Source organism: Marinomonas sp. SBI8L (assembly GCF_001624705.1).
Classification (GTDB): domain Bacteria; phylum Pseudomonadota; class Gammaproteobacteria; order Pseudomonadales; family Marinomonadaceae; genus Marinomonas.
In genome coordinates this window covers 202,074-228,025 of record NZ_JSEO01000008.1, presented here as the reverse complement: position 1 = coordinate 228,025, position 25,952 = coordinate 202,074, and the positions used below count along the sequence as shown (strand labels likewise).

Here is a 25,952-nt window from a genome sequence, read left to right as displayed (position 1 = left end):
TTTATATTTAAACCTAAGCTGTGAAGCTTTATTTACAGTTTAGGTTTCTCACTTTTCGACAGTTCAGATAAGTTCATCCAAGTATTCTCTCTGACCTTATAATGGCTTACAAAATCATCTGGTTCTAATTCGTATATAGCATCTTCAGGATAGAGCCTAGCGACGTTGATATCATCTCCAGCAAAGGCCTTAATAACATTGAGGTTTTCCCAATAAGAAATCAGTTTAATTTCAACTTTATCACCTAGGTCTCGATTAAAGATTTGAGTGCCTAAAAAGCCAGGTGTTGCAGAGGTTTCCTTGACGCCAGTTTCGTATAAATAGGCAATAAACCCTTCTTCATGTTTTTTCGGACATCTTGCAGCCCATTCTCTTGCTATCATATTTTTCCTTAATATGTTCTATAACGAGTCTAGGGAACCTACGATTAAGTCACCTCTTCTCAGTCTTATCAGTAAAAGTGACAAACAAGGCGTCACTTTGACGTAATGTAGGTACCTTTCGAGAAGAGACAACACAGGGTGTCACTTTTTCTGTAAGACCCGAAGGGCGTGGTTTAAAAGCCCTATCTTTAAGTTGAGGGCCTTATCAATAGAGCAACTATTAAGTTGCGTCCCTCGCCATAAATCTAGTTGCTTTTATCCACACGCTGAGGCGGGAGGACTTATTCGCAGGTTCCCTAGCTTAAGATAACAAGCTTTTAACCTCAGCTGCTAAAAAGCTAGCCAATACTTCATGCTGCTCTGCATCCCAATGAATACCATCCAGATCAGAGCTTTTAATCACTTGGTTAGCATCAAGAAAGTCACACTGATACAACTCTGCTTGAGCGGCAAACTCTTGGGCTAATAATTGGGACTTTTGCGCACCACCAGCATAAACAGAAACATAAGGCGGGCGCTCTTTAATCTCTGGCGGCGAAACTAATAAGATCTTTATATTAGAAGGTCTAGAAGAAACGCTAGCAATAGCCTCTTGGCTAAAGGCTTGAATCTGCTTAATAAGCGTACCCGCGCCTGCGCCAATGTCTGCTGGAGACAAGTTAAACTTAGCTTTTAAATCATTGGTGCCCAATATGATTATCACAAGTTCAGGCTCATGGATGGCTAACAGAGGTTTGAGGTAAGTAAGCCCTGATTTATCTCCATCAAAAGGGGCATTTTTAATCAAGGTGCGATTCGGTTGGCCTGCCTCCATGACGAGATATTTACTCTCAGTTTCTTGGTTAATAGAATCTGCAGATGACATATTCAAATATACACCGAGCAGAAAACTCCAGCGTTCATGATCAGCATAACGCCCGCCCTCAGGTTTTGTACCCCAGGTATTTGAATCGCCAAAACACAGAACCTTTGCCATCAACCCGCTAACCTTTCTTAAACCGCTAATTTAACCTTATTCAACATTTTACTCATATCTCACTGAGTACAACATGCCTATTGAGTTTAAACAGATACTCAAGCGAAAACTTGATTGTCTAACCTCAACCCCCTAATGTCGCCTTTTACTTAGCATAATTAAAAATAAGGTAGGTCAAAGCATGTTAGTTCGAGTCTGTCTGTTAGTCAGCGCCTTTAGCTTTTTAGTGGGCTGCTCTAGTGCATTAACACCCTATACTGATAACCCAGATCAAAAACTCTCTTATGCTTACTATTTAATGAACCAAGATAGAGTCTATTCAGCCCAGCATTTGGGTGAAGAAGCATTAGAAGACTTCACCGCGCTTCATGATAAATTTGGCATGGCTGAATCTCACATTTTTCTGTCTAGCTTATATAAAAAACATGCGAACCCTACTAATCCAAACTTCCACTCTGTAGCCCCAGATTTTGACCCTAATAAGGGTAAAGCCATTTTTCACGCTGAACACTCCATCAAACTATTTTCTCAGCTTGAGCATTTAACCCAGGTGGCTAAAGCCGAATTTGTATTAGCTAATTTTTATATCACCACTAACAAAATCACACAGGGCTGCGAGCTTTATGATAAAAGTCTTGTTAACTATGAAAAAGGCTTAACACTTGAACCAGAGTCAGGATTTGAAATTAATAACCCACATTTTAAGAGTTTCCCAGAAATGGTGAAAGCCTTTAAGACAGAGCATTGTGCTTAAAAAAAGAAACATTGATAAAACACTGTTAACAAAACTTGTTGAGAGAGAAAAATGGATTTAACCCGCTTAACCGAACGCATGATGAGTATGGACGACGAAACTTGGAAGCGTCATTCAAACCCTTGGAGTGTTTATACAAGGTTTTCAATTCTTCCCCTTATGTCTATCGCATTTTGGTCAAGGGAGTGGATTGGCTATTACAGTATTATCCCCATACTCCTTTCTTTTATTTGGGTTTGGTTAAATCCAAGGCTATTTAGCGCGCCGACTAACACCAACAACTGGGCTTCTATGGGCACCTTTGGTGAACGTATCTATCTAGAACGAAATAAGGTGGCGATTCCTCGTTATCATCTCACCCCAACCCTCTTATTACAAATTTTATCAGGCCTTGGTTTGCCTTTCTTCTTCTATGGATTATACAGCTTAAATATTTGGGCACTCATGCTAGGCAACCTCTGGATTATGGTTTTCAAAGCTTGGTTTGTGGATCGCATGGTATGGTTGTATCGGGATATGAAGGAAACCAATCCAAAATATTTGAATTGGTTAACTAAAGAATAATTCTAAATTTGTAGACGATAAACTCAAGAAAGTAATCTTTCTATTCTTACTTTCTTCCTAATACAAATACCAACTCTCCTATAATACGATCACTTTTTACAACTCCCCACAACCGGCTGTCAGCAGAGTTATCACGGTTATCACCCATGAAAAAATAACTATCTAAAGGAACATTAAAAGTACCATCAAGTAAGTTTTTAGCTTCGCTCATAGTTTGAATATCATACTTAAATCCCTTCATGTCTTCTTGAAAGACATTGGCATTTCCAGTGTAATATTTGAACTCTCTTCTTAAAGTTTCACCATTCACTGTTAATCGCCCATTTTTGTATTCTATTGAGTCTCCAGGGACTCCTATTAGACGTTTAACATAAGAAATTTTCTTATTTGGGTGATAAAAAGCATAATTTTTTCCTACCTCCATATTCTTTGGATCAACACTTTTTGGTGAAAGAAGTGGTATTCCGTAAGTACCATAATTTCCAAACCCTAATTTTTTAACAAGAATTAAATCTCCTTTATTTATAGTCGGAGACATAGAAGAAGAAGAAGGGATAGAAAAAGGCTCATACAAAAATGAGCGAGTAAGAAATAACACACTCAAAAAGCAAACTATTATTCCAAAAATACTACTCAGTTTTGAATACCAAATACGTGGATTGAAGCTCTTTCCTTTTTTTATAATGAAGAATGCATAAATTGGGCAAATTAAACTAAACACATTTACATAAAAACTACCTAGATACAGATCTACTAATGTGATTCCAGCAACTAGTAAAAAGAAAAGAAAAAAAAGCTTTACACGATTTAAATAAAGATAAGTAAAAGGAGGAAAAATGACTCCTAATAGAATAGCGATCCAAAGTTTTGGGGCCCAGTTTTGAGCTTGCATTATTACTCCCTTAATTTTTATTTTAATTGAAGGATAATACTCTTAGATTAAACACTATTCTAGAAATAGTATTTAATCTAAATAGACTGGGTAGAAAGTTTTAAACATTAAAAAAAGAGGCCTAATAAGGCCCCAAAACAGGTTAACAGGCATGTGGGTGACAGCCTGTTAACATCAAAGCCACATAGCTATAGTGCTTGTGATAACTTAGCCAACTCTTGTGCAACGAGGTCTGTCACATCGATAAGTTGTTTGTGCGTTTTAATGGGAATCAAAGGCAACTCGGTACAAGCAAGTAGCACTAAATCTGCCTCTAACGAATCTACCAATTTAGTAAAAGATTCACAGATAAAAGGCATGTCACCACCATAGGTTTTCACATCATAAATCAGTTGATGTAAACCTAGCTCAGGGTCTGGCACTTCCACCTCAGCAACCTCTTTAAGCTGTCGATAAGGAGACCAATCACCAAGGTCTGTCACAGGGTCTGATCCCAATAGCGCAACCTTTTTGATGCCTTCTTGTTCTAGCTTTTGCTTTACCACATCCCCAAATGACACTAGCTTAGATTTTAAGGCCAAGGCTTCTAACTGCGGCTGATAATAGTTCAGGGTATTACAAGCAATGGCATAGTAATCCACCTGTTGTGCCACTTCATTTGCCACTTGAGACAAGGTATTCCATACCTTGTCATCATGTAGCTCGAGCTCCATAGAAAGCCCTAATAGCGGCTCTGAGATAATATTCACCATGGGCGCATCTAAATCCCCTTTAAATGCCTCTCCCATCAAGTTTTTATTGGCTTTTAATACCTTATTCCACATGTCCAAACCAGCTTCTGGCCCTGACCCTGTGATAATGCCTAAGCTGGCTCTCTTGCTATTTTTCATCATGCTTAAGCCTTGGCATTCTGTTCAAAGGATTGCTTAGCTAAAGCCGCTTTCTCTTCATTCGCTTGCTTCTCAAGTGCAAGCTCAGTGTCTGATTTCTCATCCGCAAAACGACGCCCCCAACCTGTGATAATGGAGAAAGTCATCACAGCTAATAGCACCCAGGCATATATGATCCAGGGTGTCATTTCGATCGGTGTTAATGCAGGGACACCATCAAAAGATTCCGCCGCTTTAAAAGATAAACCTGACGCAAATAATAAGGCTGCTGACCAAGGTAATGAGTAAACCAAAGTACACGCCATACTATCGATAATATTGGCACGACGATAAGGATGCAGACCAAATTTCTCACCCACAGGTTTAGCATAAGAAAGGCCAACCGCTAGAATAGCAGGGGCATTAATACTCATCATAGAAGAAAGGAAAAGGGACAAACCCGCCGATGATGCCTCGGCTCCACGTGGGCTATTTACCATGCCTTTTAGTAAGTTGATTAATCGATCGCTACCACCGCCATCCAACATCAGGCGAATACCACCCGCGAGCAGTAAGACTAAGATAGATAAGTCTGCCATCCAGCCTGCAACACCATTAATTAAGGCACCGTCTTTTACGGAAACAAAGGCTTCTAAGGTATTAAGACCAGACACCACAGCCACCAGCATGCCAAGCAAAATACCTATGGTCGTGGCAAAGATCACATCACCCTTTTTCATTGCCACATAGATAGCCGCTAGCGCTGGAATTAACATGATCAAGCCTTTAGGATCCATATGATCCGCCAGTTGCTCATAAGGTACACCAACAGACGAGCCTGTACTTAATAGACTAAAGACAACAAGCAAGACTAGAGTTATCGCACCAGCGGTTAATGAGTATCTAAGACGAGAACGAACAACGCCGCCGATATCCGTATTTTGACTGGCTGCAGAAGAAATTGTGGTATCTGAAATAGGTGCAAGGTTATCACCAAAAGCGCCACCACCGACGATAGCACCAGCCATCAAGAAAGGGTCAGCACCTAACAAAACACCCGCTGGATACAAGACGCCCATGCCTGCGGCAATGGTGCCGAAACCAGTTCCGGCTGCGGTGGCAAAAAGCGCACTGGCCATAAAGCTCACTGCCACAAAAACAGTGCCTGTTGCGCCAGTGTGATAAGCCGCCCACAAAATGCCATCCACTAGACCTGAGGACCTTAAAACAGTGGCAAAGATGCCTGCGAAAATCCAAGCTGCGACAGGAGCAATTGCCACCTTACTCGCCATGCCTTTCATAATGGTTTCGCTATACAAGGATTTATCTTTTGCTAATAAGAAGGTGCCTAAAAGCCCAGCTAAAATGCCCACCCACATGCCTTGTATCGTGGCCTCATCCAACGCAGTTGCGACATAAATCGCGACAATGACAAAGCTTAATATGGGTAAAAATGACGCCCAAGGGCCACCATAAAAGCTCAGTTTTGGTTGATTTGTCATACTCTTTTCCTCGATCTTTTTCTTATTTAGGAAGTTGGCGCTCATTTATCTTTGTCTTAGAAAGACAGGTAAATCAGCTGCTGAGGTTTAGTAAAACAAATGGATTTCACCTGAGGTATTTGACACCTTGACCTTAGTTGGCGCACTTTGGCGCAACTAGTACACCAAAGTGCGTCTTTATTAGTCGCTCCTTGCCCTGCTATGCTTATTTTTACACCTTGATGTTTGAATTCGCTTAGGCCGATAAATCATGAATGAAGATTTTGCTCAAAACTTGAGACTGCTCTGTAGTTATTACAAATCCATAAGCGAAGTAACCCAACGGTTAGGGATAAGCCGACCTCAGTTCAATCGTTACTTAAGTGGCAAACACAAACCCGCCGCCAACACTTTACGGCGTATTTGTGAGTTTTTTGATGTGGCAGAACATGAGCTGCATTTACCCCATAGCCAGTTCGAAAGGTTGGTACAAGTCAGTCCAAGGCAAACAAGCAATAACGCTGACAGTATTGAGTCAGCGCACTTCAATCAGCTACAACAAAAGTCGAGCCCTGAGCTAGATAAGTATTTAGGCTATTACTTTGAGTATTACTACTCTATGGGCAATCCGGGCAAAATTCTAAGATCTCTCGTGTGTCTTGAGAAACAAGGAGAGAAGGTGGTTTTTCAGCGCACAGAAAGGCTAATAGAAGGCAAAGAGCAATGGGATAAAGAGATGTGCCATTGTAAATATCTCGGCATAGCGTATTACCTCTCCGACCGTATTTTTATGATGGATTATGAATCACTCACATTTAATGAAATTACCCAAACCATCATGTTCCCGACCTTTAAAAACCGTATCAGCTGGTTACATGGTTTGCGCTTAGGCGTATCGGCCAGTGATGAACGTATGCCTTCAAGCTCTCGAGTATTGATGGAATATTTAGGCACGGATATTAATTTACGCAAAGCATTAGCCATGTGCCGATTTTACGACCCCCATGACCAAGATATAGACGACGCCATTCAAGAGATGATCAACAATCAAGGCCCTAACGAACATTGGAACTTTAGAGCCAAGGCTTAGGGAAAGTCACCTTAGTGCGATAGCATTTAAACTAATTGGTCCAGTTATCAAATTAGCCTGAGTCAGTGGTATATGAGTAATATCTGGTAAGCCATTTTGACCATAGTATTTGCTGATTTCCTCATGACAGACACATAGCTTAATTGCGTCCCAGTTTTCAATCAGAATTGAAATATTAATAATATTGTCCAAAGCGAGGTGATGGCTCTTTAAGGAGGCTTGTAAGTGATCAATTGCACGCTTTACCTGATCACGAAAGCCCCTTGCGTATCCTCTTTTTGCTGCTGATTGTGACCCGATACAAATACCAAATCTCCCCCTAAAATCGATGATGATATTTCTTTTTCCATATGAGTATCTGACCTAGAAAAATCGCTCTCAAGAGGGTCGTTCGGTTGGCTCATTAATACACACCTATTTCATATTGTTTTCAAAATTTCGGCCAGTATAATTGTTAAAGTTAACTTTAAGTCAAGTTATTTAGATACGTTCTAAATATCATTTATTATGGTCACTTAAGATGATGAAAATTAATAAAAATTTAACAATAAGTGAAGTCTCTGAATTCAGTGGTGTGGCTGGGTCTGCGTTGCGTTTTTATGAGAAAAAAGGATTAATTCACTCCACTAGAACCAGTGGTAATCAACGCCGCTATCATTCCTCTATGCTAAGAAGAATTGCTTTAATTCAGGTTGCACAATCCGTCGGTTTTACCTTGGAAGAAATTATTCTTGAATTAGAAAGCCTCCCTATGAATAAGACACCTACCAAGCGTGATTGGGAGAGAGTTGCCAATAAATGGCAAGCAGATCTTGAAGATAAAATGAAACGCATGCAGTTTTTAAAAGACAACCTAGCAGGCTGTGTTGGTTGCGGTTGTTTGAGTATGAAAAAGTGCCAGCTATTAAAACCAAATGACTTTGTCCAAAAACAAGGCATTTGGCATCCTAAAGTGAATCAATAGCAAGTCTCTTTCTACAAGCTATTTCTTCTAGCCCTAGCTTAAATCACTAATTTAAATTCAGTGTTTTCTGTTATTCAATGCGATGGTTTTTAGCCTCGATAGGCTCTGGAAAGTGTGTTTCTCCCAAGGTTTCGAGTAGGTTAATTTCCGTTGTGCGCGTCATGGCATTTAAAGCTAAATCATTAGCAGACAGACCAAAAGGCTCTTGTAGTTCTTCACTTAGGGCGTCAAACCCAAAAAAGGTATAAGCCACAATGGCACAAAAGAGAGGGGTAACCAGCCCCTGCGAAGCAACAATCCCAAAAGGAAGAATGAAACAATAAAGATAAGCTGTCCGTTGCACTAACAACATATAAGCAAAAGGAATTGGCGTACCTTGTATGCGCTCACAAGCTGCTTGAACCTCCGCCATTTTAGTCACGTGTTGATCTAAACTTGGAATTAAAAATTCAGACACAAGTTTTTTATCTCGACAAATAGCAAGCTGCTTCCCCATTAGCCTTAATAGGGCATCAGGAATATTATGGGACTTTCGTAATGGTAAAAGATCATCTTGTTTTAAATACTTTTCGATATCTTCCCATGGGTCTGACTTTCGCAATTGGTGTCTAAGGGCATGATTAAAGGCAATCGTCAGATAGATAAGACGTTGGTGCGCCTTTTTACCTGCTTTTTCATTGCAATGAATATAGGACACAGACTGTCTCGCTAAACTTCTAGAATGAACGATAAGTTGCCCCCACTGCTTTCTTGCCTCCCACCACCTGTCATAACTCGCATTATTCCTAAAGCCCAAAAAGAGGGATAACACTACTCCAAGAAGCGCTAGAGGCGCCAAAGTAAAAGAAGGGAACAATAAGGGATAATAATATTGAAAGAGAGCAACCGCTGCCCCAAGAAGCGTTATAAAAGCGATTTGCGGGAAAACACGTAAAACCACTGAGCCTCGTATAATAAAGAAAAGTCTGAATGCATTGGGTTTATTGCGAACAATCATAGGGTGTCTCTAGCTAAAAATAATGTCTAACCCTATGAAGTAAATGAAAATGAGAATTACTTGTCAATTAGATACTGACACATTATCCGCTTACGGATGCTAGATACCCTTATGAAATTCCGAGTAAAAATAGCCAGAGTTAAAGCTTAGTATCAGCTCTTTTTTATAAGTTTCCATAACTCGATTATCTACATGCTTTATCCATAGGCAGACACTATTGCCTAAAACATGCCTACTTGTGGATTATTTGGCAGAACAACTTAATTAGATGAACAAAAATTTAAATGGTTGTGAATAAACTCAAACGTGAAATAAGAATGGTTATTCCCCAAATTCAAACGCTAAACCGAACTCTTCGGTAAATTGCAGCAAAGTAATCTGGGGAATATTTACTCGTTTCAGGATTATATTTTCTTTTCAGCCTAGATGGCCTAAAGAGTAACTGAGGTCGAGTTATCAAAAACAAGTAAGCAGCCATTTAGACTGCTTGTTTGATTCTGTTTTATTCACCTTCCCACATTTTCTGAGCTTTTTCTCTATCAAATTCAGGCAATATTGCTTTAGTGATAGTCTGACCTTCTAACATAGGAAACTTACTTAAAAACTGTTTTCTATCTTGTATCCAGTTATCTGTAATCTCAATGTCAAAGGTTCCTCCTGAGGCACCTGAAACTGACTGATCTAATAAAGGGATAACAGAACCAGCCCTAAATTCATCACCCACTCTTTCTCTCACTATCGCCTCAACATGTCCTAAGTAATAAATACTATTACCTTCTGCTTTCAAGTCATGATTGATAGGAGTATAAAAATAACCATGAATTGGGAAGGACGAACTTCGGCTTGTTAATCCGTTTATGGTGTAATTTCCTTCTGGCAATTCCATGCTTAGGTAGTAACTATTTCCGACTATAGGGTCATCAGTTTCAAATTTTGCATTATCATCTATGACGAAATTTAACCTATCTGAAGAAGTATTTGCTTCACCCCTTACAACATGAACAACACTTAGTTCAGGCTGATAATCTGTTTTATAAACATTCTTTAGGTTAGCTGTCATTAAATAGATGGGATTGCCTGATTCAAGCGCTTTAGCTGAATCATTGTTGAAGGCCATTTTAGTTGGGGAAGCACAACCAGTTAAAAGCAATAAAAGAGTGCCGAAGAAAGTAAATAGACTAGATTTGAACATATCGTTATAAAATCCTTTTCACGATGTTTGCTGATTATTTTCAATAGTATTCTTTATATAAATTAACATGTTAGAGAAATATAAAATAGTATTCACTAAAGCTTATATAGGCTTAACTCATAAAAAAGAGGGCTTTCGCCCTCTTCTTATCTAGCAGATTAAAACACGTTAAATACTAGTTTTTATCGTTTTTCTCATTCATTTTGTCATCAAGCTTTTCATTTAAAGCGATGATCTGCTGTTGCATTTGCTGCATCTGATTCATGAGCTCAGCATGGTTCTGTTCTTGTGCATCATGCTCCTGTTTATTGGTTTCTTGTGTCATGACATCAAGTACCACACCCACCATCATGTTTAAGAAAACAAAGGCAGTTAAGAAGATAAAGATGATGTAGTAGATCCAACTAAAAGGATAAACGGCCATGGTTTCATACATGACATCCGTCCAGTCTTCGAAGGTCGCCACCCTAAAGAGTGTCAGCATGGCAGTGGCAATATCACCCCACAAAACCGGGTTCACATTTTCGAAGAAGATGGCACCTACAGCGGCAAATAGGTAAAAGATAATAAACATCAAAAGGGCGATATAGCCCATTTTTGGGATGGCCTTTAATAAGGCATTTATCAAGTAACGTAGATCTGGAATGATGGAAACCAGACGCAGTACACGAAACACTCTTAACAAGCGCCCCACTAATACCATGTCACTTTCTGAGATGGGTAAAAGGCTACCAATCACGATAATAGAGTCAAAAATATTCCAAGGGTCTTTGAAGAATGCCCGTTTATTATCACAAGCTACAAAGCGTAAAATAATTTCAACTAAGAAAAAGATAGTAATAAAGCTATCAAGGTAGTTAATGGCTATTTCAACCGCTGGCGGCAAGGAGTAGGTTTTCGCACCCACGGTTAACGCCGCAATAATGATGATACTAATGATAAAGCCTTGGAACCAAGCGCTGGACTCCACTAACTTTATGAGGCTAAACCAACTTTTTGAGTCAGTTTTTTGCATTGTCTTGTCTCTCTTAATGTCTAGAATAAAGGTCTAATTTAAAGGCCACATGTGATTTTACTCAAACCATCTAGATCAAAAAGATGCTAGGCATGTGACTTTAAGTTGCGCCATCATAAAAGTCTCAAGGCAGAAAGAAAAGAGATTATATTGAATATTCTGAACCAAACTCAGTCACTATCAAAGTGCCTGAAAGCTAGTGATCTAATAGTCGAAATGTTATATTTAACCTCTTATGAAACGAGGGTATGTCTATGTGGTTTAAGGTATTGAGCTTAATGATATTATGCTTATTATCCTTGAGTGCCCAAGCCTCACCTTTTGGTCATGCTAACGCCCTTAACCCAGAAAGTTCTCAGCTTTCTACTGAGCGCACATTTAATCATTTGCACTCGCAAGCATTTTTAGACACTGAATGTAGAAGAAGCCAAACCAATACGGCTAAGCTTGAATGCTGTCATATAGACACCTGTTCAGCCCTGATTTTAGATCTAGATAAAAGCTTGGCTTTACCTTTTTTGGGTGACCGTCATGCCCTTTTTATTCATTGGCCTGATACCCCTTTATCTCGCCTTATACGTCCACCAAAAGTCTCACTTGTTTAGCTCATTATTAAGTTTAAACCCTAAATTTTTTATTTTATTCAAACGAGACAAACTCTATGAAAACGCTGATTTCTTTAATCCTTGGCTTTAGCATCTTATTTAGCAGCAACCTATTTGCTCATGCAAAAATACTCACTTCCATTCCAGCTAATAATGCTAGCTATGACACACCTCTCGCGGCTATTGAGTTAAATTTTAAAAACTCTTCTCGCTTAATTAAGTTGTCCCTTAAGAACCAAGGCAAAAAAATCCCCCTTAACTTTAAACCCAGTGCAAAAGCCAATACTCATTTCTTGATCCCGCTTCCCACGTTAGAGAAAGGCCAATATAGCCTAGAGTGGATTACCCTAGGCAGCGATGGCCATAAAATGAAAAGCAAGATTAGCTTTAACCAAAAATAATAGTCTTTACTAACGTTCAAGGTTGCATGGTTGAAACACTGATAGAAAGCTTATCAGTATCTGTGACACCTTGAACTTCACAAAATATTAAAGGAGACGATTATGTGGGAAAGCATCAGCTTAGTTTTTAGGCTCGCTCTCTATCTCGCGTTATCAGGTCTTGTTGGATCCGCTTTTGGCCTCTTTTTGAGCCAAACAAGTTCGCTCAAAAAGACCTTATCTACTCACTTTATCAAAAGCTTAAAGTCTTATTTTTTAATTAGCCTACTCACTTTATTCTTTACTAGTCTGGGCTTCTTTTGGGTGAGGGTTGGCGCTTTTGCAGAAGAAGGTCTTGCAGGGTTATTTGACCCTCTGATGATAAGTATTTTGTATGACTCTGGCTTAGGTATGGCGTTAAATTTTGGGTTATTAACCTGTGCTTTTGCGGCTTTATATTACCTTTTCATAAACCGAGTTTTATTAATATGTATGCTAGTCAGCATCATCTTATCTTTTGCTTTTACAGGCCATCTTGCTGAGCTGGGTGTGATTGAAAAAGGTATCTTGAGTTTGCATATCCTCATTGCTTTTCTCTGGTTAGGCAGCCTCTACCCTTTATGGTGTTTGGTTAACTTAGAAAGAGCACAAACCGTCGAAGAGCTACTAGAAAAATTTGGCTATTACGCCAGTTTTATCATGCCCTTCTTGCTGTTAGCAGGTGTCGCTCTGGTGTATGTCATTACGGGTTTTCAATTAGAGTTATTAATATCTAATTGGGGAGCAGCATTGGCTATCAAACTAGTTTTAGTCTTGGCTATCTTAGCGCTCGCGGCATGGCATAAATTTAAACTAGTACCTAATTTTCAAACAAAGAATGGTTCAGAAAAAATGGCCTCATCTTTAAAAGCTGAGATTTACCTTGGTTTCGGGATTTTAAGTTTAAGCGCTTTTCTGAGTACCTTAGTTAGCCCCTAAATTGATAGTCACGAATAAATAGAGGGAGAGTGAGGTCATCGCTTTACTCTCCCTCCTAATAGCTAAGATAAGCAGAAGCTAGGTTAATTAGAAATAAGGCTGAATAAAAGTAAGATTAAGCCACCAGCAATTGCCCACGATACATCTGCATCTGACAATGAAATGCATACTCTCCTTTCGCTAACGCCGGTAAGTCGACCAAGGTTTCCTTACCCAAAGACAAATCAACACTGATACCTAGATCCGGTATTACTAGGGTTTGGGAGCAAGCAGCCTCATCTTCTCTTAAGAACCTAAGTTGTACAGCCTGATTCGCCTTGAGCATCAATTTAGCAGGGAGATAAACACCAGAGCTGACTTTAATTACCTGATGCTCAGCATCAAACACTTGTGGTTTTTGCTGATATAACCAGAACCACCAAACGATAAATGCAATGAGTAAAAGTCCAAGTAAATTCACCAGAATCATGCTATTTCTCCTCTTTGTAAGGTTTGCTGCGAGGTTTTTAGTGGTTTTTTTATTGAGGAATTCAGCAAGCGTAATCGATTGGCGTTAGTCACCACAGTCACTGAGGATAAGGCCATGGCAGCACCTGCAATCACTGGGCTGAGTAAAATACCAAAGAAGGGATAAAGCACACCTGCGGCCAATGGAATGCCTATGAGGTTATAAATAAAAGCGCCAAATAGATTTTGCTTAATATTTTTCAATGTGGCTTTGCTGATCTCAATAGCATCCACCACGCTAGTTAGCGCACCACGCATCAGGGTTATATCAGCACTTTCTATTGCTACATCTGTCCCAGTACCTATGGCAAAACCAACATTGGCTAAGGCCAGTGCTGGGGCATCATTAATACCATCCCCAACCATGGCGACCGTTTCTCCTTGGGCCTGTAGCTTTTTAATAATATCCGCTTTATCCGCTGGTAAAACGTCGGCAAAGTATTCTTCAATACCCACATGTTTAGCGACTGCGGCGGCCGTATGAGTATTATCTCCCGTTAGCATGATAACTCTAAGACCCTGCCCTAGTAGCGCTTCTATCGCCGAAATCGAATCAGATTTAATGGGGTCAGAAATCGCAATCATGGCCTCTAACTTGCCATCTATCGCAAAATACAAAGGCGTTTTTGCTGAGCTTGCATAAGCCTTAGCTAAGTCTTGCTGTGAGCGAATATCGACACCTTGCTCTAGCATAAAGCCTTGATTACCTAATGCTAACGAATGCTGCTCTACATAACCTGTTATCCCTTTACCGCTAATGGCATTAAAGCTCTCCACACTAGCAAGTGAAATGGACTTCTCTTGAGCTGAATTAACAATCGCCATGCCTAAAGGGTGCTCAGAATTTAACTCCAAACTTGCTGCAAATTTTAAAATTTCTGTTTGGGTGAAGCCGCCAAAACATTCAATGTCAGTGACTGAAGGCTTACCTTGGGTAATGGTGCCAGTTTTATCCAATACCACAACAGATAAATCAGACGCGGTTTGCAAGGCTTCACCATTTCGTATCAAGACACCTGCTTCTGCAGCCTTTCCAACACCCACCATAACAGACATGGGCGTTGCTAAACCTAAGGCACAAGGGCAGGCAATGATAAGTAAGGTAGAGGCGCTGGCGATGGCGAAGGCCACTACTGGATCAGGCCCAAAGTTAAGCCAGATAAGTCCAGTAATTACCGCTAATATCATCACACTTGGTACAAAGTAAGCCGAGATCGTATCCGCTAATCGACCAATTGCCGGTTTAGCATTTTGAGCCTGTTTAACCATTTGAATGATTTGCGCTAGGGCCGTGTCTTTACCAATACGCGTGGCTTTAAAAATAAAACTGCCCTTGGTATTGATGGTACCTGCCGCAACCTCATCATCCGGACCTTTTGCCACAGGCATAGGTTCACCCGTTAACATGGCTTCATCTAGACTTGAATGGCCTTCAAGGATAATACCGTCCACTGGGATTTTTTCACCGGGCCTGATTTTAACTTTATCACCTAGCCTGACTTCTTCTAGGCTTATTTTTACCTCTTGGTTATCACGAATTACGCTGGCCGATTTAGCCTGCAAACCTATTAGACGCTTCACGGCTTCTGAGGTTTTTCCTCTGGCTTTAAGCTCTAATGCTAAGCCAAGGTTAATTAGACCGATAATCATCATACTGGCTTCAAAGTACACATGACGTGCCATTAAAGGCAAAATATCAGGCGCTAATACAACCACCATAGAATAAAGCCAAGCCGTCCCTGTGCCCAAAGCAATCAAGGTATCCATATTGGCATTATGATTTTTAAAAGAGCGATAAGCGCCAAGGTAAAAGTGTCGACCTGAAGTAAGCATCACAGCTAATGTCAGTAACCCCACAAGCAACCAAGCGATTTGCTCTGTGCCTGATGTCACTGTCATTTCACCGATAAACAAACCATAAAACATTAATGGCACGCCTAAAGCCAAAGCGAGGTAGCAATGCTTCATCAACTTTTTATAATAAAGTGCCTCTGCTTGCTCTTTCTCTTCTTGGCTGGCCTGTGCTGTTTGCGCGTTAGAAACCTTGGCGTGATAACCCGCATCCTGCACGGCTTTTACAATAAGATCACCTTTGGCATTGCCTTTTACCAACACGCTCCTATCGACAAAGTTCATGGCAACAAAGTCCACATCGGCGACCTTGGCAATGGCCGTTTCTATCTTACCCACACAGCTTGCACACCCTGCACCTTCAATAATAAATTCTTGAATGATTTCTGGATCTTGACTTAGTTTGTCCACCATTGCTCTCCATGATTAAGCAAAAACTAATATCACTATAAAGCTTGGACTAAGTCCTAAGTCAAACTTTGAATTTAATAAATACCATTTCCTCCATATTAGAGTGAAAACAAATAATCTTAACTAAACAAACAAGGACACCTATTGGTGCCCTTGTTTGTTTTTCTTGTCCCTTTCTTAATAAGATTTTATGGCTTTGTGCATTTGCCATTCTAAGGAGCCTGCAACGGATTCAAGCAAGTTGAACCTAATGCACCATAAAATCAAAAGTGCCTGCTTTTGCTTCGCCATCATGACTTTCAACACTCCAAGCCACACGGTAATTACCTTTATTTAAGGGCATCATAGGGGCGCTAAAAAAGGTGTTATGACGACCATCGCCCACAGCTAATACACTCACATTGCCAGCCGCATCAAACAGACGAATTGATTTAAGATTAACCATTTTGGCAAACTTAAGCTGCACCTTGTCAGGTGATTGCATAAACATGGCCCCGTTTTTAGGAAAGCTCTGCTCCAAGCTAACATTGGCCCATAATGGGCTTGTCATAAAGATATTGATCACTAGGGCTAATAAGATATTTTTCATATATTTCTCCAAGGTTTATAAATGATTGAGTTAGGCTTTTTCGAGTTTTTGAATGCTACGTTTACGCCATAAAAAGTAAACAACAGGCAAGACTAATAAGGTGAGAATAACCGCGCTGATCATGCCACCAACCATGGGGGCTGCGATGCGGCTCATAACCTCTGAACCTGTACCTGTGCCATACATGATGGGTAGCAGGCCAACAATGATGGTAGCTGCCGTCATTATCACAGGACGGACTCTGAGACCCGCGCCATCAAGCACGGCTTGACGTAAGGCAAGGACACTCGGGTTCTGCTTTTGCTCAGCATGTTTGCTTAACATGGCTTGATAGGCTTGATTGAGATAAACCAGCATGATGACGCCAATCTCCACCGCAACCCCAGCTAAGGCAATAAAGCCGACTCCCACAGCAACTGAAAAGTTATAACCTTCTAGGTACATCAACCAAAGGCTACCAATAATCGCCATGGGTAAGGTGCCCACTATGATGGCAACCTCCACCATGTTTTTAAAATTCAAATAGAGCAGCACGACTATGATCAACAAGGTTAAAGGCACCACATAAGTCAGCTTGGCTTTTGCCCTTTGCATATATTCATACTGACCTGACCAGCTAATGGAATAACCTGCTGGCAAGCTAAGCTCATCAGCCAAAATGCCTTTGGCCTGCTCCACGTAACGGCCAATATCCATGCCTTCAATATCAATAAAAGCCCAGCCATTTAAGCGCGCATTTTCACTCTTAATACCAGGAGGCCCATCTTGTACATAGACATGGGCTAGCTCTCCTAAGGCAATACGCTGACCTGATGGGGTAATCACAGGCAACAAAGATAGCTGCTCTGGCGAATCACGATAGTCTTGCGGGTAGCGTACATTAATCGGATAACGCTCTAGCCCTTCCACTGTTTGAGACACATTCATACCACCCACAGCGGTCGCAACCACTGCCTGTATATCAGCCACATTCATGCCATATCTCGCAGCGTCTTCCCGACGTATATCCACCTTGATGTAACGTCCACCTGCGACCCTTTCGGAATAAACGGATGCTGTCCCGGGGACATCTTTTATGATGCGCTCTATTTTCTGACCTATCTCTTGGATAACCGCCAGCTCAGGCCCGGCTATCTTTATCCCTACAGGGGTTTTAATGCCGGTTGCTAGCATGTCAGTACGTGTCTTAATAGGCATGACCCAAGCGTTAGTTAAACCCGGAAATTGAATGAGTCCATCCAGCTCCTTTTTGAGTTTTTGCGTAGTCATGTCTTCACGCCACTCAGACTTAGGCTTGAGCTTAATAAAGGTTTCTATCATGGTCAGCGGCGCTGGATCTGTTGCCGTATCCGCGCGGCCTACCTTACCAAACACTCTTTCAACCTCTGGCACTGTGCGAATTAACTTATTTGACTGCTGTAAGATTTGTCTCGCTTGAGCAATAGACACACTAGGGTAAGTGGTCGGCATATACATGAGATCCCCTTCATCCAAAGGAGGAATAAATTCACTGCCTAACTTATCTAGGGGCCAGATCCCCACAGCAAACACCACAAGACTTAAGGCCAAGGTCGATTTAGGGTAAGCCAACACTGTCTTAAGCACGGGCAAATACAAAAAGGTAAGTAGTCGATTAACCGGGTTCTTATGCTCAGGTAATATCTTGCCGCGAATAAAGTAGCCCATGAGCACAGGCACTAGGGTCACAGCTAATAAGGCCGATGCCGCCATGGCATAGGTTTTGGTATAAGCCAAAGGCGCAAACATCTTACCTTCTTGCGCTTCTAGGGTGAAAACCGGTACAAAACTCACAGTAATAATGAGCAAACTAAAGAATAGAGCGGGGCCCACTTCACTGGCAGATTGTGCCACTATTTGCCAACGATTCTCTTTCGTTAACGGGGTTTTCTCCATGTGTTTGTGCATGTTTTCTATCATGACGATGGCCCCATCTATCATGGCGCCAATGGCAATGGCGATACCGCCAAGAGACATGATATTGGCATTAATGCCTTGCAGGTTCATGATGATAAAAGCCGCTAAAATACCCACGGGCAAACTAAACACAGCCACTAAAGAAGAGCGCACATGAAATAAGAAAATGACGCAAACAATAGCAACCACAGCCAGCTCTTCGGCAAGTTTTTCCCAAAGGTTTTGCACCGCACTTTCGATCAGGCCAGATCTATCATAGACAGTCACGACTTCGACCCCATCAGGGAGGCTTGCCTTGAGACTCTCAAGTTTGTTCTTAACCCCTTGGATTGTGGTTTGTGCATTCTCTCCAAAGCGCATGACGATGACACCGCCAACGGTTTCACCTTCACCATCCAGCTCGGCTACACCGCGTCGCATTTGCGGCCCAACCTGAATATCCGCCACGTCACGTAATAAAAGTGGTGTTCCTTGCTTGTTTACGCCTAGCGGCAAAAGCTCTAAATCCTTAACTCCTTGAATATAGCCTGAGGTGCGAACCATATATTCAGCTTCAGCCATTTCAATCACAGAGGCACCAACCTCTTGATTGCCTCGTTTAATCGCTTGCTGAATATGAGCTAAGGGCATATCAAAGGCCCTTAACTTATCTGGATCTACCTTGACCTGATACTGCTTCACCATGCCGCCTACCGTCGCCACTTCTGACACACCAGGGACGGTTTGCAGTTCATACTTTAAGAACCAATCTTGCAGGCTTCTTAATTGGCTAAGATCATGCTGACCTGTTTTATCCACCAAGGCATAAAGATAAATCCAGCCAACACCCGTAGCATCTGGACCTAATTGGGATCTTGCATTAGCAGGTAAAGAGGGGGCAACCTGACTCAAATACTCTAAAACCCGGCTTCTAGCCCAGTACATGTCCGTATCATCATCAAAGATCACGTACACATAGGAATCACCAAAAAAGGAATAACCCCTGACAGTTTGCGCACCGGGTACAGAGAGCATGGCGGTTGTCAGCGGATAAGTGACCTGGTCTTCCACCACTTGTGGCGCTTGCCCTGCAAAGCTGGTTTTAATAATCACCTGTACATCTGAGGTATCAGGAATCGCATCCACAGGCGTATTTTTTAAGGAGATAAGACCCAACACCAATAACAATAAGGTGGCTAGCAGCACCATAAATCGATTACTGATCGACCAATAGATAATGGACTTGATCATGGTTTATTCCCCTCCTCTGACATACTCATAGGTGAGGTCATTTGCATTTGACTATGATCCATTGAGCCATGACCCATCTGACTATGATCCATGCCACTGTGATCCATCTCACTCATATCCATCATTGGCATATTCATGTCAGACATATCCATTTGGCTATGATCCATTGAGCTATGGTCCATCTGGCTATGATCCATTTCACTCATGTCAATGACAGACGATGAAGGGTAATTAAAGCGTTTAAAGTCTGAGCTTTTACTCGATTCAGAATCCAGTAAGAAGAGCGCTGAGGTGACAACTTCATCCCCTTCAAACAAACCTGAAACGATTTCGATAGAATCCTTATCTGTACGACCTATTTCCACATTAATAGATTTAAAGCGACCTTCACCAAGCGCTAGCACAACACGGTTAGACTGCTCTACTCTGATAACGGCTTCTTTAGGTACCAATAAGCTTGGTGCAGCTTCATCGTTAAGAATGTTGATTTTGGCAAACATGTTAGGTTTTAACGCTTGGTCTTGATTCTCAAAACGCATGCGTACTCTTAATGTTCGACTAGCAAGATCCAGTGTTGGATAAACATAATCCACTACACCTAGCCAATTTTTACTGGGCAGATAGTCCAGTGACATTTGCACCGCAAGGCCTTCTTTAATTAAGCTGGTTTGCTTTTCAAACACCTCGGCTTCAACCCAAGCCTCATCGAGTGAAGCAATTGATAACAGCTCCATTCCGGGTTTAACAAACATGCCATCAACCATGTTTAAGTAGTCAGCAACGCCATCACTGGGTGCGTAGAAGGTGACACTTTGCAGCACTTTTAACGTTCGCGTTAAGCGTCTAATTTCTGTTGGCGGGAAATTCAGCGCTAACAGCCTTTCTTTAGCCCCTTTAATCAGACCCTTATCTTTTCGTCCTAACGCAAAAAGATACTCTTCTTGGGCATTCACCAAAGCTGGGGAGTAAAGGCGATATAAAGGTTGACCCTGAGTAATCCTTTCACCACTTGCCTTGATATAAGCTTCTTCTATCCAGCCTTCGACTCTAGGATGAAGGTGCTGAATTTTATCCTGGTCATACTGCACATAACCAACCGTACTCACATTTAAATTGAGTTGATTAAAACTCGCCACACCAGTGCGGACACCCAAGCTATTCACCACTTCGGGAGAGATCTGCACTGTCCCAGCACCTGAGCCTTGATTGGCCTCATTGGCATAAACAGGTATCAGATCCATTCCCATAGGCGATTGCCCAGGTTTATCACGACGATAATTCGGGTCCATTGGCGCAACCCAATACAAGGGCTTGTCTACTGCCATTTCTGCTACAGAACTATCAATAGCGTTAAGGGGTTGAAAGTAAGCGTAAGCGGTTAATGCAGACACAGCGCCAATGGATAAACTCACACTTATAATTAAGCTGTTTTTTAAAAAAGGTTTCATGCTAATTCCTAGTAAGAAGACATAGGGGCGACTAAATCAGCACCCAGTGCAAAGTCATTGCTTGTGGCAAATAAATAATTGAATTCGACTTTTTGTTTTTGCAGAGCGACAGAGATAACAAGGGCTTGGATCTTGGCGTTTAGGCTTTCAATACGCGCTTTAATCACATCAGAAAATGGCCCTTCATTACTCTTGTAGGCTGCTAATAAAATGTCTTCTTGCTGTTTTAGTTGAGGTATCAAGGAGGACTGATACAAGTGGTGACGCTGATTTAACTTGGCGACCTTAGACTGAATGACGCGATATTTTGCCAGCATTTGCTTAAGGGCTAACGTTTGTTCAAAGGCGATAGCATTAAGCGCCAGTTGCTTGGACTTTACTCCCGCATCTTGTGCCGTTTTCGAAAAGATAGGCATATCTAAGGTGACACCAAGAGAGAGAAAGTCACTGCGTGACATGCCATTTTCGGCATCATCTCGATAGCCGTAACTTGCGTTGAGTCCCCATTGTGGCTGATAAGCCTGTTTAGCCAATGACATACTCACTTGAGCAAGCTGAGCTTTTTCATCTAATTCAATTAAGTTTGGATGCTGAACAAACTGCTTAGACAAAGTTTGATCCGTAATAGCAGGATTAGGCGTTTGGTCTTTCTCATCTAAGTAGCTTTTGTCATCAAAGTGAACAGGATCAGCAGGATAAAAACGCGCTTGCTTGAGGTTTACTTGCGGCAGACTGCTCGGTTCTGGCCATGATTCAAGATCACCTAGCCAATAACTTAATTGCGCATACTTGGCTTGCTTAATAAGCGCTAAGCTCGCCAATCTATCTTCAAGGCGTATTAATTCTAATTCAGCCTTGATGATATCCCCTTGACTAGTTCGCCCTAACGCAGATGAGTAACTCGCTTGAGACACCTCCAACAGTTGTTCAAACAAACCCCGATTCGCTTCAATCAAGGCGATACTTTGCTTAGCTTCAAATATGGCCAACCATGTTAAAGATACATCCCGCTCAATTTGGGCAGCCCTTTGGTATTGCTGGACTAATGCCACTTGACCCTTTTGCTGCCAAGTTTCTTTTTTGAGAGATAAGCTATCACCCCTTGGTAACATCTGGCTGACAGAGAACTTTAACTGAGTCATGGCTTCTTGATTAAAGTCCAAACTATCTATAGGCATGTTGGCTAAACCTAAACTCAACTTAGGGCTAGCTAGCTCACCACTTTTTATAGACTCAGCCTGTATAGAAGAGACAAATAATTGATTAGCATCCATCCATTCATCACGACTAATCGCCTCTGTAATTAAATCCGTTAGAAGATGCTTTTCACTCACCTCCAAGCTCTTATTCGATAGGGACTGTGCTGTTGTTTGCTGAGTAACAACAGATATTAAAACGAGTAATTGAATACTCAGACGCTTAGCTAAATACATTAACCAGGCTCCTTTCTAAACATTGTAGAACTCGGCTTATTTCGTCGAAATAAGGCCAAAAACAATGTGATCAATTAGAGCAATGAGATTTTCGACAAGCGTCATCCATCTAAGACAAGGCTGTAGCCAAATCAATTACCCTAATGCATCACAAATAATGATTAAGAAAGAGTGCTAATCGGAGGTCGATAGAGGGAACTAGCCCTAAAGCTAAAACGTTCTGAAAGAGAATAGAAGTTGACACTTTGCATGGAAGGAACCAGCAAAGAAGGTTTGATAAGGGCATCATAAGCTAAAGTGGCGCACATGCTTTCAGCGCAATCTTGCCCCATTATCTGACAATGGATTTCACAGTTTTCTGACATGTCAGAATGAGATGATGCAGACATGCTCGTCATCGTATTATGCTCAAGCATAGGGCTAACAGAGGCGAGTTGCACACCATTAAGGCCACTTGCTTGCATAGACTGAGCTGCAAATGTCGACATAGAATGAGAAGTCGAAGACTCATGCATAGGCAATAATTGAGAGATGGACTGCAGCAAGAATAAAGCAGCAAAAATGCTGAATACTATTCCTTGTTTCACTGAGTTCATATTTATTACCTAATAAAAAATTGTTGCGAATGCTGACACAAAGCACTTCAAGAGACCAGCAAGATTTATAAGGACTTACTTTTAATTCACTTTGTTTACACAATCAAACAAAAAGATATTCGCAAGAAATAGCAATGCTTTACTGATAGACAATCAAGTGACGAGAAAGTTTTAAATCTTCATGAAATTAAAGTTTGTAAGTACTAACTTCTCTTTATTCTCACGACTTTCATCACTTCCAAGGGGATACCTGCAACACTTTCAGTGGTCGGGTAATAGGTAAGATTAACTCTCGCGCCTTTCAAGCTTTGATATTTGCCTTGGCGTTTAAAACGAAACGGGACTTGGTAACCTTCAATCATAACTGTATGTAAAACCCAATTTTCTTGTGGTCTTTGAACATGAGATGTTACTTTTAGGTCATTAGAGTGAATCAATTCTTTGTTCTTTTTTAATAAGTCCTTAGGATCAGATTGCACGTCTTGTCTCCTTGTGAGTTAAGCAGAGGCATTAGTATGCCACATAAACTATATTAACTAGATTGATAAATTTTTATCCTTGAACTAGCGCCCTTAATAAAGGCTAAGTTTTCACTCAAAACGAACATTCGAAAACGCTAACATAACATGCTTTAATAAGACGCCTAACGGACGTCTAAATAGTTGGAATATCTGTTCTCATGGATCGCATCTTATTAATCTGTTGGTAAATATTTAGTATTTAGATATGTAGCGTCAAAGGAAAGACTTTATAGTGGCTATTCGTATAAAAGACAGAGCATCGGTAAAACATGCGCAAACAATCATTGCTGCCTCATTAATTTTGAGTTTGATGTTTGGGATTTTGCAGGCCTTTTTAGACCTCGAAAGTGAGAAGAAGCAAATCCAGCAGCGCTTCAGTAGCATTCTTTTGCTATCACATGACCCAGCCGCTCAAGCCGCCTACCAGTTAAACTCGCCACTGGCAAAGCAGGTAATTAAAGGTCTGCTCTCTCACCCTGATATTATTAAAGCCGAAATCATGGATGACTTTAATAGTCAGCTCGCCAGTGATACGGCTCAACCTAGTGATGAAAACCAGCTCACAAAAATCATTGCCACCTATCTCTTTAGTGAGCAAGAACATCTAGAAATTCCACTTACCTTCTCTCCCAAAGACATTAATGTTGGCTCGCTGAGTATTAGTTTAGATTCTCAAGCTGTTGCAAAAAGCTTTATCGCAAGGGCGACCAACGTATTTTTATTAAGCTTAATCAAAAACTTAATTCTATCTCTGATTCTTTTAGCCTTCTTCTATATGGTGCTCACTCACCCTTTGACCAAGCTAACCCTTTGGATCAGCTCGATTAAGTATGACAATAAAGCGGTAGATAACCCGCCGTTGAAGATAAAAAAAGATGAGTTTGGCCTACTGATTAAACAGTTTGTTGCCCTGTGGAAAGAAAGAGAAAGCGCCGAAGCGCAATTAAGAGAATATGCTTATTTCGATCTACTAACTGGCTTATCAAACCGTCGACACCTTTCTGACATTCTGCATAACGCCATCATCAAGATTCAGCACCAACCCAGTATTGGGGCACTCTTTTATATGGACCTTGATAGGTTTAAGCATATCAATGATTCACTAGGGCACGCGGTGGGTGATGCGTTACTGGTTACTATAGGTAAGCGTTTAAGCGAATTTAAAAACGACGAAACCAGTGTGGCCAGACTAGGTGGCGATGAATTTGTCATCTTAATCCCTAATATTGCGAAAACCGAAGAAGAAGCGCATAAAGAAGCGACTCGACTTGCCAATAGAATCCTGACTTCTATTGCAGAACCACATACCTTGATTGGCCATTTATTACATACCTCAGCCAGTATCGGTATTTCTATTATTCGACAAGACTCCAACACAGGCCAAGATATTCTTCGCCATGCAGATATCGCCTTGTATAAGGCTAAAGCAGAAGGTGGCAATACTTATCATTTCTATGAAAACCAACTGCATATCCAAGCGGAACAACGCCTGAGCATAGAACAAGGGCTTCACAGCGCCATCGAAAACAATGAGTTTTATTTGGCTTTTCAGCCTCAGTGCAATAAAGATGGCGACATCATTGGGGCTGAATGTTTAGCCCGCTGGAACCATCCAATTTTAGGCGAGATTTCCCCTGCTGACTTCATTCCTATTAGTGAAGAAACACGTCAAATTTATCAACTAGGTGATTGGGTATTAAAAACAGCGTTTCTACAGATTACTCAATGGCTACATCAAGGCTTGCCGCATAATTTTAGTCGCCTTGCGATTAATATCAGCCCAATTCAATTCCAAGATCCAAACTTTGTAGAACGCGTACAAGAACTCTTAGTTGAATGTAAATGTCCACCACAGCTGATTGAGCTAGAGATAACTGAGAGCTGTTTGTTTAAAGATGAGCATCTGGCTAAGCAAAAGCTAGCGCAAATTAAAGAAATGGGCATGACGCTTTCCCTAGATGACTTTGGTACTGGTTATTCATCTTTACGCCACTTACGAGAGCTGACCCTAAATGTGATCAAGATTGATCAGTCTTTGATTCGTGACCTTCATAAAAATGAGGTGGATAAAGATATTACCGACAGTATCTTATCCTTAGCACAAAGGTTAAAAATGAAGGTCGTCGCAGAAGGGGTAGAAAATCAAGAAGAGATGGCCGCCTTACTTGAACTAGGCTGTGAATTTTACCAAGGTTTTTACTTCTCCAAACCCTTAAATGCCAAGGCCTTTGAAAAGCTTGTTTTCGAAGACCATAAAGCTGTCCACAATGTGCTTAATCAAACTTAGGTTT

At 41.1% G+C, this 25,952-nt stretch carries 25 protein-coding genes; 8 read left to right on the top strand and 17 right to left on the bottom strand.

Annotated elements, in window-relative coordinates; all coding sequences use genetic code 11:
- Positions 1 to 32: 32 nt before the first annotated feature.
- Together OA91_RS14025 and OA91_RS14020 are read right to left on the bottom strand one after the other, a co-directional pair.
- Positions 33 to 383 carry an antibiotic biosynthesis monooxygenase family protein gene (locus OA91_RS14025; RefSeq protein WP_063338931.1) on the bottom strand — a complete coding sequence of 117 codons (351 nt, stop codon included), beginning with the start codon at positions 381 to 383 and terminating at the stop codon, positions 33 to 35.
- A 301-nt stretch (positions 384 to 684) separates the two neighbouring features.
- A complete protein-coding gene (locus OA91_RS14020; protein ID WP_063338930.1) occupies positions 685 to 1,359 on the bottom strand; it encodes an SGNH/GDSL hydrolase family protein in 675 nt (224 codons plus the stop codon).
- A gap of 181 nt (positions 1,360 to 1,540) precedes the next feature.
- Between OA91_RS14020 and OA91_RS14015 the strand changes: the two genes are divergently transcribed.
- Together OA91_RS14015 and OA91_RS14010 are read left to right on the top strand one after the other, a co-directional pair.
- Positions 1,541 to 2,113 carry a hypothetical protein gene (locus OA91_RS14015; RefSeq protein ID WP_063338929.1) on the top strand — a complete coding sequence of 191 codons (573 nt, stop codon included), beginning with the start codon at positions 1,541 to 1,543 and terminating at the stop codon, positions 2,111 to 2,113.
- A 51-nt stretch (positions 2,114 to 2,164) separates the two neighbouring features.
- Positions 2,165 to 2,677, top strand: a complete 513-nt coding sequence (locus OA91_RS14010) for a DUF6653 family protein (protein ID WP_063338928.1) — start codon at positions 2,165 to 2,167, stop codon at positions 2,675 to 2,677.
- A gap of 46 nt (positions 2,678 to 2,723) precedes the next feature.
- Here the strand turns inward: OA91_RS14010 and lepB are convergent, their stop codons facing one another.
- From lepB to OA91_RS13995, 3 genes are all read right to left on the bottom strand, one after another.
- Complete coding sequence (lepB, locus tag OA91_RS14005; protein ID WP_063338927.1) at positions 2,724 to 3,569, bottom strand: signal peptidase I; 846 nt, start codon at positions 3,567 to 3,569, stop codon at positions 2,724 to 2,726.
- A gap of 188 nt (positions 3,570 to 3,757) precedes the next feature.
- Positions 3,758 to 4,459 (bottom strand): aspartate/glutamate racemase family protein, encoded by a 702-nt coding sequence (locus tag OA91_RS14000; RefSeq protein WP_197477814.1) that lies wholly within the window; start codon positions 4,457 to 4,459, stop codon positions 3,758 to 3,760.
- Positions 4,460 to 4,464: 5 nt separating this feature from the next.
- Positions 4,465 to 5,940, bottom strand: coding sequence for a Na+/H+ antiporter NhaC family protein (locus OA91_RS13995; RefSeq protein ID WP_231870373.1), 1,476 nt, complete (start codon positions 5,938 to 5,940; stop codon positions 4,465 to 4,467).
- 250 nt (positions 5,941 to 6,190) lie between these two features.
- On the opposite strand from OA91_RS13995, the gene OA91_RS13990 reads away from it, so the two are divergent.
- Complete coding sequence (locus tag OA91_RS13990) at positions 6,191 to 7,009, top strand: helix-turn-helix domain-containing protein (protein WP_063338924.1); 819 nt, start codon at positions 6,191 to 6,193, stop codon at positions 7,007 to 7,009.
- A gap of 242 nt (positions 7,010 to 7,251) precedes the next feature.
- Here OA91_RS13990 and OA91_RS24310 read toward each other — a convergent pair whose 3' ends face one another.
- Complete coding sequence (locus tag OA91_RS24310; protein ID WP_157203844.1) at positions 7,252 to 7,413, bottom strand: hypothetical protein; 162 nt, start codon at positions 7,411 to 7,413, stop codon at positions 7,252 to 7,254.
- A gap of 116 nt (positions 7,414 to 7,529) precedes the next feature.
- On the opposite strand from OA91_RS24310, the gene soxR reads away from it, so the two are divergent.
- Positions 7,530 to 7,973: a redox-sensitive transcriptional activator SoxR gene (gene soxR / locus OA91_RS13985; RefSeq protein WP_197477813.1), complete on the top strand. Its 444-nt coding sequence runs from the start codon at positions 7,530 to 7,532 to the stop codon at positions 7,971 to 7,973.
- A gap of 70 nt (positions 7,974 to 8,043) precedes the next feature.
- Here soxR and OA91_RS13980 read toward each other — a convergent pair whose 3' ends face one another.
- The 3 genes from OA91_RS13980 to OA91_RS13970 form a co-directional block, all read right to left on the bottom strand.
- Complete coding sequence (locus tag OA91_RS13980) at positions 8,044 to 8,970, bottom strand: bestrophin family protein (RefSeq protein ID WP_063338923.1); 927 nt, start codon at positions 8,968 to 8,970, stop codon at positions 8,044 to 8,046.
- A gap of 502 nt (positions 8,971 to 9,472) precedes the next feature.
- The gene (locus OA91_RS13975; protein ID WP_063338922.1) at positions 9,473 to 10,162 is read right to left on the bottom strand and encodes a hypothetical protein; all 690 of its coding nucleotides are present in this window, start codon (positions 10,160 to 10,162) and stop codon (positions 9,473 to 9,475) included.
- Positions 10,163 to 10,337: 175 nt separating this feature from the next.
- Positions 10,338 to 11,177 carry an ion transporter gene (locus OA91_RS13970; protein ID WP_063338921.1) on the bottom strand — a complete coding sequence of 280 codons (840 nt, stop codon included), beginning with the start codon at positions 11,175 to 11,177 and terminating at the stop codon, positions 10,338 to 10,340.
- A gap of 248 nt (positions 11,178 to 11,425) precedes the next feature.
- Between OA91_RS13970 and OA91_RS13965 the strand changes: the two genes are divergently transcribed.
- The 3 genes from OA91_RS13965 (at position 11,426) to OA91_RS13955 (ending at position 13,140) form a co-directional block, all read left to right on the top strand.
- The gene (locus OA91_RS13965; RefSeq protein WP_157203895.1) at positions 11,426 to 11,782 is read left to right on the top strand and encodes a hypothetical protein; all 357 of its coding nucleotides are present in this window, start codon (positions 11,426 to 11,428) and stop codon (positions 11,780 to 11,782) included.
- A gap of 56 nt (positions 11,783 to 11,838) precedes the next feature.
- On the top strand, positions 11,839 to 12,183 hold the full coding sequence (locus OA91_RS13960) for a copper resistance CopC family protein (protein ID WP_063338919.1): 345 nt from the start codon (positions 11,839 to 11,841) through the stop codon (positions 12,181 to 12,183).
- A 102-nt stretch (positions 12,184 to 12,285) separates the two neighbouring features.
- Positions 12,286 to 13,140, top strand: a complete 855-nt coding sequence (locus OA91_RS13955; RefSeq protein WP_063338918.1) for a CopD family protein — start codon at positions 12,286 to 12,288, stop codon at positions 13,138 to 13,140.
- 115 nt (positions 13,141 to 13,255) lie between these two features.
- On the opposite strand, the gene OA91_RS13950 is transcribed toward OA91_RS13955, so the two are convergent.
- The 8 genes from OA91_RS13950 to OA91_RS13915 all read right to left on the bottom strand — a co-directional run bounded on the left by OA91_RS13950 (position 13,256) and on the right by OA91_RS13915 (position 23,619).
- Positions 13,256 to 13,609, bottom strand: coding sequence for a cupredoxin domain-containing protein (locus OA91_RS13950; protein WP_063338917.1), 354 nt, complete (start codon positions 13,607 to 13,609; stop codon positions 13,256 to 13,258).
- Positions 13,606 to 15,912, bottom strand: a complete 2,307-nt coding sequence (locus OA91_RS13945; RefSeq protein ID WP_197477812.1) for a heavy metal translocating P-type ATPase — start codon at positions 15,910 to 15,912, stop codon at positions 13,606 to 13,608. The genes OA91_RS13950 and OA91_RS13945 overlap by 4 nt, the downstream gene beginning before the upstream one ends.
- Positions 15,913 to 16,156: 244 nt before the next feature.
- Positions 16,157 to 16,498 carry a copper resistance CopC family protein gene (locus tag OA91_RS13940; RefSeq protein ID WP_063338916.1) on the bottom strand — a complete coding sequence of 114 codons (342 nt, stop codon included), beginning with the start codon at positions 16,496 to 16,498 and terminating at the stop codon, positions 16,157 to 16,159.
- A gap of 30 nt (positions 16,499 to 16,528) precedes the next feature.
- Complete coding sequence (locus tag OA91_RS13935) at positions 16,529 to 19,663, bottom strand: efflux RND transporter permease subunit (RefSeq protein ID WP_063338915.1); 3,135 nt, start codon at positions 19,661 to 19,663, stop codon at positions 16,529 to 16,531.
- Entirely contained in the window at positions 19,660 to 21,111 is a 1,452-nt protein-coding gene (locus tag OA91_RS13930) for an efflux RND transporter periplasmic adaptor subunit (protein WP_063338914.1), read from the bottom strand. Before OA91_RS13930 ends, OA91_RS13935 begins: the two co-directional genes overlap by 4 nt.
- An 8-nt stretch (positions 21,112 to 21,119) precedes the next feature.
- Complete coding sequence (locus tag OA91_RS13925) at positions 21,120 to 22,544, bottom strand: TolC family protein (RefSeq protein WP_063338913.1); 1,425 nt, start codon at positions 22,542 to 22,544, stop codon at positions 21,120 to 21,122.
- 161 nt (positions 22,545 to 22,705) lie between these two features.
- On the bottom strand, positions 22,706 to 23,140 hold the full coding sequence (locus OA91_RS13920) for a hypothetical protein (protein ID WP_063338912.1): 435 nt from the start codon (positions 23,138 to 23,140) through the stop codon (positions 22,706 to 22,708).
- 203 nt (positions 23,141 to 23,343) lie between these two features.
- Entirely contained in the window at positions 23,344 to 23,619 is a 276-nt protein-coding gene (locus OA91_RS13915; RefSeq protein ID WP_046016550.1) for a hypothetical protein, read from the bottom strand.
- A 274-nt stretch (positions 23,620 to 23,893) separates the two neighbouring features.
- On the opposite strand from OA91_RS13915, the gene OA91_RS13910 reads away from it, so the two are divergent.
- Positions 23,894 to 25,948, top strand: a complete 2,055-nt coding sequence (locus tag OA91_RS13910) for a putative bifunctional diguanylate cyclase/phosphodiesterase (protein ID WP_082827945.1) — start codon at positions 23,894 to 23,896, stop codon at positions 25,946 to 25,948.
- The last annotated feature ends 4 nt before the right edge of the window (positions 25,949 to 25,952 follow it).

Coding starts and splice junctions, on each gene's coding strand:
- OA91_RS14025 (WP_063338931.1), bottom strand. CDS start 383: ATGATAGCAAGAGAATGGGCTGCAAGATGTCCGAAAAAACATGAAGAA.
- OA91_RS14020 (WP_063338930.1), bottom strand. CDS start 1,359: ATGGCAAAGGTTCTGTGTTTTGGCGATTCAAATACCTGGGGTACAAAA.
- OA91_RS14015 (WP_063338929.1), top strand. CDS start 1,541: ATGTTAGTTCGAGTCTGTCTGTTAGTCAGCGCCTTTAGCTTTTTAGTG.
- OA91_RS14010 (WP_063338928.1), top strand. CDS start 2,165: ATGGATTTAACCCGCTTAACCGAACGCATGATGAGTATGGACGACGAA.
- lepB (WP_063338927.1), bottom strand. CDS start 3,569: ATGCAAGCTCAAAACTGGGCCCCAAAACTTTGGATCGCTATTCTATTA.
- OA91_RS14000 (WP_197477814.1), bottom strand. CDS start 4,459: ATGAAAAATAGCAAGAGAGCCAGCTTAGGCATTATCACAGGGTCAGGG.
- OA91_RS13995 (WP_231870373.1), bottom strand. CDS start 5,940: ATGACAAATCAACCAAAACTGAGCTTTTATGGTGGCCCTTGGGCGTCA.
- OA91_RS13990 (WP_063338924.1), top strand. CDS start 6,191: ATGAATGAAGATTTTGCTCAAAACTTGAGACTGCTCTGTAGTTATTAC.
- OA91_RS24310 (WP_157203844.1), bottom strand. CDS start 7,413: ATGAGCCAACCGAACGACCCTCTTGAGAGCGATTTTTCTAGGTCAGAT.
- soxR (WP_197477813.1), top strand. CDS start 7,530: ATGATGAAAATTAATAAAAATTTAACAATAAGTGAAGTCTCTGAATTC.
- OA91_RS13980 (WP_063338923.1), bottom strand. CDS start 8,970: ATGATTGTTCGCAATAAACCCAATGCATTCAGACTTTTCTTTATTATA.
- OA91_RS13975 (WP_063338922.1), bottom strand. CDS start 10,162: ATGTTCAAATCTAGTCTATTTACTTTCTTCGGCACTCTTTTATTGCTT.
- OA91_RS13970 (WP_063338921.1), bottom strand. CDS start 11,177: ATGCAAAAAACTGACTCAAAAAGTTGGTTTAGCCTCATAAAGTTAGTG.
- OA91_RS13965 (WP_157203895.1), top strand. CDS start 11,426: ATGTCTATGTGGTTTAAGGTATTGAGCTTAATGATATTATGCTTATTA.
- OA91_RS13960 (WP_063338919.1), top strand. CDS start 11,839: ATGAAAACGCTGATTTCTTTAATCCTTGGCTTTAGCATCTTATTTAGC.
- OA91_RS13955 (WP_063338918.1), top strand. CDS start 12,286: ATGTGGGAAAGCATCAGCTTAGTTTTTAGGCTCGCTCTCTATCTCGCG.
- OA91_RS13950 (WP_063338917.1), bottom strand. CDS start 13,609: ATGATTCTGGTGAATTTACTTGGACTTTTACTCATTGCATTTATCGTT.
- OA91_RS13945 (WP_197477812.1), bottom strand. CDS start 15,912: ATGGTGGACAAACTAAGTCAAGATCCAGAAATCATTCAAGAATTTATT.
- OA91_RS13940 (WP_063338916.1), bottom strand. CDS start 16,498: ATGAAAAATATCTTATTAGCCCTAGTGATCAATATCTTTATGACAAGC.
- OA91_RS13935 (WP_063338915.1), bottom strand. CDS start 19,663: ATGATCAAGTCCATTATCTATTGGTCGATCAGTAATCGATTTATGGTG.
- OA91_RS13930 (WP_063338914.1), bottom strand. CDS start 21,111: ATGAAACCTTTTTTAAAAAACAGCTTAATTATAAGTGTGAGTTTATCC.
- OA91_RS13925 (WP_063338913.1), bottom strand. CDS start 22,544: ATGTATTTAGCTAAGCGTCTGAGTATTCAATTACTCGTTTTAATATCT.
- OA91_RS13920 (WP_063338912.1), bottom strand. CDS start 23,140: ATGAACTCAGTGAAACAAGGAATAGTATTCAGCATTTTTGCTGCTTTA.